General features: G+C 73.4%; 7 protein-coding genes and 1 pseudogene. 3 read left to right on the top strand and 5 right to left on the bottom strand.

All coding sequences use genetic code 11. The annotated features are described in order from the left end of the window. Positions 1-286: pseudogene (locus HW445_RS14225) on the bottom strand (alpha/beta hydrolase); the annotation flags it as partial. Between the two features lie 214 nt (positions 287-500). Between HW445_RS14225 and HW445_RS14220 the strand changes: the two are divergent. After that, positions 501-1,340, top strand: coding sequence for a tryptophan 2,3-dioxygenase family protein (locus HW445_RS14220; RefSeq protein WP_180221388.1), 840 nt, complete (start codon positions 501-503; stop codon positions 1,338-1,340). Then, positions 1,333-2,535, top strand: coding sequence for a kynureninase (gene kynU / locus HW445_RS14215; RefSeq protein WP_180221387.1), 1,203 nt, complete (start codon positions 1,333-1,335; stop codon positions 2,533-2,535). Before HW445_RS14220 ends, kynU begins: the two co-directional genes overlap by 8 nt. A 67-nt stretch (positions 2,536-2,602) precedes the next feature. Here the strand turns inward: kynU and HW445_RS14210 are convergent, their stop codons facing one another. The 4 genes from HW445_RS14210 to HW445_RS14195 all read right to left on the bottom strand — a co-directional run bounded on the left by HW445_RS14210 (position 2,603) and on the right by HW445_RS14195 (position 6,237). Then, on the bottom strand, positions 2,603-3,088 hold the full coding sequence (locus HW445_RS14210; RefSeq protein ID WP_180221386.1) for a hypothetical protein: 486 nt from the start codon (positions 3,086-3,088) through the stop codon (positions 2,603-2,605). After that, positions 3,088-3,738 carry a hypothetical protein gene (locus HW445_RS14205; RefSeq protein WP_151773446.1) on the bottom strand — a complete coding sequence of 217 codons (651 nt, stop codon included), beginning with the start codon at positions 3,736-3,738 and terminating at the stop codon, positions 3,088-3,090. Before HW445_RS14205 ends, HW445_RS14210 begins: the two co-directional genes overlap by 1 nt. Before the next feature lie 99 nt (positions 3,739-3,837). After that, entirely contained in the window at positions 3,838-4,578 is a 741-nt protein-coding gene (locus tag HW445_RS14200) for a GntR family transcriptional regulator (RefSeq protein WP_180221385.1), read from the bottom strand. Positions 4,579-4,863: 285 nt separating this feature from the next. Continuing rightward, entirely contained in the window at positions 4,864-6,237 is a 1,374-nt protein-coding gene (locus tag HW445_RS14195; protein WP_180221384.1) for an aspartate aminotransferase family protein, read from the bottom strand. 191 nt (positions 6,238-6,428) lie between these two features. Here HW445_RS14195 and HW445_RS14190 point away from each other — a divergent pair. Next, positions 6,429-6,917 (top strand): serine/threonine-protein kinase (locus tag HW445_RS14190; protein ID WP_180221383.1); only part of this gene is annotated, 489 nt, incomplete at its 3' end.

Genomic DNA, 6,917 nt, shown 5'->3' with positions numbered 1-6,917 from the left:
GCCGGTACTCGGGCACGGCCACGGCGAGACCGCGGCGGGCCAGGAAGCGGGCGAAGGGGGTGACGTGCAGCCGGTCGTACGGGGCCCGCCAGGCCCCGCCGTGCATCATCACGACCAGCGGCGCGGGCGTTCGCCCGCCCTGCGGGGCGTAGAAGTCGACCACCTGGTCCGGATGGTCGCCGTAGGCACGGGTGGCGTCCGGGGCGACGGGCTCGTGCGAGAAGACGGATCTCTCCTCGGCCGCCGTCCGCTCCCGGGCGGCGGCCGTCCTCTCCTCGTCGGTCATGCGTTCCAACCTCTCTCGGGGCTGTCGTGGTGCGGGTGTCGTGGTGCGCGTGTCGTCGTGCGGATGTCGTCGTGCGGTCGTCGTCCGGAAGGGTCCCACCAGGCGGGTATTGCCCGACCGGGGGATCATTGCGGAGGATTGCCGCGGGGACCGGGGCCCCCGTGCCGGTATCGGCAGGGGCGGACCGCTACCCGGAGTACAGCAGGAGACAGCGATGTCCCGACAGGCTCAGCAGACCCACGAGCCGGAGACCCCGCATCTCGAGTTCGACGGCTCGACGCCCTACGAGGACTACGTCCGGGCGGATGTGCTCACCCATCTCCAGCAGCTCCGCTCGGACGACCCGGGCGAGATGGTGTTCCTGGTGACCACCCAGGTCATGGAGCTGTGGTTCACGGTGATCGTCCACGAGTGGGAGACCGCCTCGCAGGCCCTGTGCCGCGACGACGTCCCCACGGCGGTCGACGCGCTCAAGCGCTCGGTACGGGAGCTGGAGGCGCTGAACGCCTCCTGGATCCCGCTGGGGCAGCTCACCCCGGCGCAGTTCAACTCCTACCGCGGTGCCCTCGGTGAGGGCTCCGGCTTCCAGTCGGCGATGTACCGCCGCATGGAGTTCCTCCTCGGCGACAAGTCCCGCTCGATGCTGGTCCCGCACCGCGGCACCCCGCGCGCCCACGCGGAGCTGGAGAAGGCGCTCGACGAACCCTCGCTCTACGACGAGGTGCTGCGGTTCCTCGCCCGCGGCGGCCACCCGGTGCCCGAGGCGGTGCTGCGGCGCGACGTCTCGGAGAAGTACGAGCCGTCGCCCGAGGTCGAGCGGGTGTGGACCGACATCTACGGCCGCGACCAGAACGACCCGCTGGTCCGCCTCGGCGAGGCGCTGACCGACGTGGCCGAGCTGGTCTGGCGCTGGCGCAACGACCACCTGGTCGCCACCCGCCGCGCCATGGGCGCCAAGACCGGCACGGGCGGCTCCGCCGGGGTGGCCTGGCTGGAGAAGCGCGCCCGCAACACCGTGTTCCCCGAGCTCTGGACGGCGCGCTCCCATGTCTGAACTCCTGTCGAAGGCCACCGAGCTGGACGCGGCCGACCCGCTGGCCGCCCTGCGCTCCCGGTTCGTGCTCGACGACGTCGTCTACCTGGACGGCAACTCCCTGGGCGCGCTGCCGACGGGCGTCGTGGAGCGGCTGCGGGACGTCGTGCTGCGCGAGTGGGGCGAGCTGCGCATCCGGTCCTGGGAGGAGAGCGGCTGGTGGACCGCGCCCGAACGGATCGGCGACCGCGTCGCGCCCCTGATCGGTGCGGCGCCGGGGCAGGTCGTGGTGGGCGACTCCACCTCGGTCAACGTCTTCAAGGCGCTGGTCGCGGCGGTGCGGATCGCCCGTGAGGGCGACGGCGCGGTGGAGCGGGACGAGATCCTGGTCGACGCCACGACCTTCCCCACGGACGGCTACATCGCCGAGTCGGCGGCACGGATGACGGGCTGCGCGCTGCGGCCGGTACTGCCGGACGAGGTCCCGGGGGCCCTCGGTCCGCGCACCGCGGCGGTGCTGCTCAACCACGTGGACTACCGCACGGGACGGCTGTACGACCTGCCGGGTCTCACCGCCGCGGTCCACGCGGTGGGCGCGGTGGCCGTCTGGGACCTCTGCCACAGCGCGGGCGCGCTGGCGGTGGGGCTGGACGAGCACGGGGTGGACCTCGCGGTCGGCTGCACCTACAAGTTCCTCAACGGCGGCCCCGGCGCGCCGGCGTACCTGTACGTCCGGCAGGGACTCCAGGAGCGGTTCGACACGCCGCTGCCGGGATGGAACTCGCACGTCGAGCCGTTCGGGATGCGCCCCGGCTACACCCCGGCCGCCGGTGCGGTGCGGGGGCGGGTGGGCACCCCGGAGATCCTCTCCCTCCTCGCCCTGGACGCGGCGCTGGACGTCTGGGAGGGCGTGGACATCGCCGCGGTCCGGCACAAGTCGCTCGCGCTCACGGACTTCTTCCTCGAGTGCGTCGCGCGGTACGTGCCCGAGGGCGTGGTCGAGTGCGTGACGCCGCTCGCGCACGGGGAGCGGGGCAGCCAGATCGCCCTCCGGCACGACCGGGCCGGGGAGATCATGCGGGAACTGACCGCCCGCGGGGTGGTCGGCGACTTCCGCCACCCCGACGTCCTGCGCTTCGGCTTCACCCCGCTGTACGTCGGCTTCGCCGACACCGAGCGCGCCGCCCGGGTCCTCGCGGAGACCCTCTCCGCCTGACCCCACTCCCGGCCCGGCGGCCCGCGGGTTCCTCCCGCGGGTCACCGGGCCGGGCGGGTGCGGCTCCTCAGGGGACCGGGGCCGGGGCCTGGGCCGGGTCCGAGGGGATACGACCCACCACGACGGGGGAGCCCCAGCGCGCCTCGACCAGGACGTCGCCGTCGAGCGGATACGTCCAGAACTCGGGCCCGACGTCCCACAGTTCGGCCGCGCGTCGCACCGCGACGTCCACCGGCATCACCACCGTGGGGACCGAGAGGTCGCCCCAGAAGACGACCACCGCGTCCGCCCCCGCGCCGTACCGCCGCAGCACCGCCGCGAACCCGGCCCCGTCGTCCCACTCCACGGACTCCACCGGGGGAACCGCCGACCAGTCCAGGCTCACGCTGTTCCACGCGGGGAACCGGGAGAGGCTGAGGCGCGCCAGCTCCTGGGACTCCTCCCAGCGCAGGACGACGACCTGCCGTCCGTCCTCGCCCCGCGCGTCCCGGACGAATTCCGGCAACAGCTCCGGGTACCGCCCGTAGGCCCGGGCGGCCTCCGCCTCTCCCATCAGCTGAACACGATCATCGACCCCTGCCCCAGACTCCGCACCGCCGCCGCGTGCAGCCCCAGCCACACGTGACGTTCGCGGGCGAACGGGCTCGGGTCGTACGGCGCCGGTTCCGCCGGCTGCTCCAGCTCCGTGGGCGCGGACGGCGGCGCGGGCGCGGCGGGCGGGTTGGCGGGGTCGATGCCCAGCGCGGGCCCGATGAACTCCAGGTCGCGCAGCAGACCGTGCGAGGAACCCAACGGTCCGCCGTTGTCGAGGAGTTCGTCGTTGACCAGCGGGTGCGGGAAGTCCACCGGGAGGTAGGCCCCGGCGTGGTCGTAGTGCCAGACCAGATGTGACTGCTGCGCCGTTCCCTCGAACATCTCCAGCAACTGCTCGTAGTCGCCGCCCAGTTCGTCCACCGGCGTCACCGGCAGCCCGCAGGCCTGGAGCAGGTAGACCCGCCGCAGGAAGTGCAGTGCCTCGTAGTCGAAGCCGGCGACCGGGGCGACGTCGCCCGAAATGCCCGGCATGTACTGGTGGATCGGCACCGGTTGCGCTCCGGTTGCCATCAACGCCCGGTCGTACAGGGCGAGTTCTTCGGCGAAGGGGTTGTCCGGGGTGTGGCACAACACGTCGACGAGCGGGACCAGCCACAGGTCACAGGCCAAAGGACGGCTCCTCGGGTCAGAGGTGGAATGGGAAGCGTAGTGGGTGCGGGGCGGGCCCGGACCGGCCCGTGCAGATGTGGTCCCCCGTGGAAGGGGCCTCTATCCGTCCCCGGGCGTCCGGGTGCCCTGCTCGCGGCCCGAGGCGGTGAGGCGTTCCACCAGTTCCAGGGAGAAGGAGTTGCTCTCCGCGACCAGACGCCGCGACTCCGTGGTGTCGCCGCGCCCCAGTGCGTCCACCAGGGACGTATGCCCGGCCCACATGTGTTCGCGCAGGTCGGAGAGCCTGCGCAGGTGCTGCACCGTGCACACCCAGGCCTGTACGCGCAGCCGGTGCAGGAAGTCCGTGAGGTACGGGTTGCCGAAGAGGCTGCTCAACTCACGCCAGAAGCGCAGGTCGTAGCCGATCAGCACCGACAACTCCCCCGATTGAGCGGCCCGCTGGCATTCCTCGCCGCGCCTGCGGACCGCGAGCAGCGACGCCGCCTCCGCCTCGTCGGGGAAGGCGCGGTCGGCGGCCCGCGCCCGGGCGGTCAGCCGGTCGAAGATGCCGTCCGAGACCAGCACCCGTGCCTGCACGATGTACCGGAAGTCCTCGACGCTGAACGCCCGCACCTGGAACCCGCGGTGCTGCACCGCCTCCAGCAGCTCCTGCGCGGCCAGGTCGACCAGCGCCTCGCGGACCGGGGTGGCGGAGACGCCGTACTGCTCGGCGATCTCCTTGACGGTGAACTCCTCGCCGGGGTGCAGCCGGCCGGCCAGCACCTCGTCGCGCAACGCCTCGGCGATCTGCTGCCGCAGGGTGCTGCGGGTCACGGGGCCGGGGGCGCCGGTCGCTCCCATCGGCGCTCTCCCTTCCCTGGTGCGCCCGCGGTACCTCCGCGGCGGGTCTGCGGTCACCTTAACCAGCGGCGGGCGAGCGGGCCCCCGGCCCCTCCCCTCCCTCCCCGTCCGCCCGGCACGCGCCGCGGCGGCCGGACGGGGAGGGGCGGAGCGGGGTGGGTGCGCGGCATGGCGGTGTGGGGTCACACAGTGCGGGGTCACACGGTGTGGGGTCACACAGCGCGGGGTCACACAGTGCGGGATTACACGTGTGGGGTCACACAGCGCGGGTCACCCGGTGCGGGGTCACACGGTGTGGGTGTCCGCCACGGCCAGCGCGGCGTCCAGCGCGGCCAGTCCCTCCTTGAGCTCGCTCTCGGTGATCGTGCACGGCGGCGCCACGTGCGTCCGGTTCATGTTCACGAACGGCCACAGCCCGTTGGCCTTGGCAGCCGCGGCGAAGGCGGCCATCGGCGCGTTGTCCTCCCCGGTCGCGTTGTACGGCACCAGCGGCTCACGGGTCGCGCGGTCGCGGACCAGCTCCACGGCCCAGAACATGCCGACGCCGCGCACCTCGCCCACCGAGGGATGCCGCTCCGCCAGCTCCCGCAGCCCCGGGCCCAGAACCTCCGCGCCCAGCCGCGCGGCGTTCTCCACGATGCCCTCCTCCTCCATCACCCGGATCGTCGCGACGGCCGCCGCGCAGGCCAGCGGGTGCCCGGAGTAGGTGAGGCCGCCGGGGTAGGGGCGGCGCGCGAAGGTCTCGGCGATCTTCGCCGAGATCGCCACGCCGCCCAGCGGGACGTAGCCGGAGTTGACGCCCTTGGCGAACGTCATCAGGTCGGGCACCACGTCGAACAGGTCGGCGGCGAACCAGGTGCCGGTGCGGCCGAAGCCGGCCATCACCTCGTCCAGGACGAACACGATGCCGTACCGGTCGCAGATCTCCCGGACGCCCTGGAGGTAGCCCGGCGGCGGCACCATGATCCCCGCGCCGCCCGGGACCGACTCCAGGATCACCGCGGCGATCGTCGCCGGGCCCTCGAAGGCGATCGTGGTCTCCAGGTGCTCCAGCGCCCGGGCGCACTCCTGCTCCTCGTTCTCCGCGTAGAAGCGGGACCGGTAGAGGAACGGGGCCCAGAAGCGGGCCACGCCGGCCTGCCCGGTGTCGGAGGCCCAGCGGCGCGGGTCGCCGGTCACGTTCACCGTCTGCTGGGTGCCGCCGTGGTACGAGCGGTAGGCGGAGAGGACCTTGTGGCGGCCGGTGTGCAGGCGCGCCATCCGGATCGCGTGCTCGACGGCCTCGGCGCCCGCGTTGGTGAAGAAGATCTTGTCGAGGTCGCCGGGGGTGCGCTCGGCGATCAGCCGGGCCGCCTCCGAGCGGGCCTCCACGGCGAACGCGGGGGCGAATGTGGCGAGCTTCCCGGCCTGCTCCTGGATCGCGGCGACCACCTTGGGGTGCTGGTAGCCGATGTTGGTGAAGACCAGCCCGCTGGAGAAGTCCAGGTACCGCCTGCCGTCGTAGTCCCAGAAGTACGACCCCTCCGCGCCTGCCACGGCGAGCGGGTCGATGAGTTCCTGCGCGGACCAGGAGTGGAAGACATGGGCACGGTCCGCGGCCTTGACGGCGGCGCCGGTCTCGGGGTCGGGCTGAGGGGTGTGCGGCGTCGTGGAGGTCATGCGGCAGAGCGTAGATCCACTGCGCCGGGCGGCGACAGGGCCGTCACGGAGGCGGCGTGGTGCCGTCGGGCCTGTTGCGCGGGCGTGTCCGGCCCGTGGCACGGCCGGGGAGAAGCGCGGTTACCCTTCGGAGTCACGAGCTGTCGGGGGCCGCGGGGCGCGGTGCCCGGTCCGGGGGGAGGACGACGGCGATGGAGATGCTGGGTGCGGGCGACCCGGAGCGGATCGGGGCGTACCGGCTGCTGGCGCGACTGGGCGCGGGCGGCATGGGGCGGGTGTACCTGGCACGGTCGGACCGGGGCCGCACGGTGGCCGTGAAGCTGGTGCGGGCGGAGCTCGCCGAGCGCGAGGAGTTCCGGGCCCGGTTCCGCCAGGAGGTGCGGGCGGCGCGGCGGGTCGGCGGGGACTGGACGGCGCCGGTGCTGGACGCCGACACCGAGGCCGCGGTGCCGTGGGTGGCCACCGGGTACGTGGCGGGGCCCTCGCTGGAGCGGGTGGTCGGCCGGGACCACGGGGCGCTGCCGGAGCGGACGGTGCGGATCCTGGCGGCCGGGCTGGCGCGGGCGCTGAGCGACATCCACGGCGCGGGGCTGGTGCACCGGGACCTCAAGCCGTCCAACGTGCTGATCACCATCGACGGGCCGCGGGTGATCGACTTCGGGATCGCGCGGGCGCTGGAG

The sequence above is a fragment of the Streptomyces sp. UH6 genome (assembly GCF_013421635.1).
GTDB lineage: Bacteria > Actinomycetota > Actinomycetes > Streptomycetales > Streptomycetaceae > Streptomyces > Streptomyces abyssomicinicus.
Note: the sequence above shows the minus strand (reverse complement) of the source record. Positions and strands in the feature narration are given on the sequence as shown.

What these genes read in the sequence shown, in the direction of transcription:
- HW445_RS14200 (WP_180221385.1), bottom strand. Translation starts at nt 4,578, where the DNA reads ATGGGAGCGACCGGCGCCCCCGGCCCCGTGACCCGCAGCACCCTGCGG.
- HW445_RS14195 (WP_180221384.1), bottom strand. Translation starts at nt 6,237, where the DNA reads ATGACCTCCACGACGCCGCACACCCCTCAGCCCGACCCCGAGACCGGC.
- HW445_RS14220 (WP_180221388.1), top strand. Translation starts at nt 501, where the DNA reads ATGTCCCGACAGGCTCAGCAGACCCACGAGCCGGAGACCCCGCATCTC.
- kynU (WP_180221387.1), top strand. Translation starts at nt 1,333, where the DNA reads ATGTCTGAACTCCTGTCGAAGGCCACCGAGCTGGACGCGGCCGACCCG.
- HW445_RS14210 (WP_180221386.1), bottom strand. Translation starts at nt 3,088, where the DNA reads ATGGGAGAGGCGGAGGCCGCCCGGGCCTACGGGCGGTACCCGGAGCTG.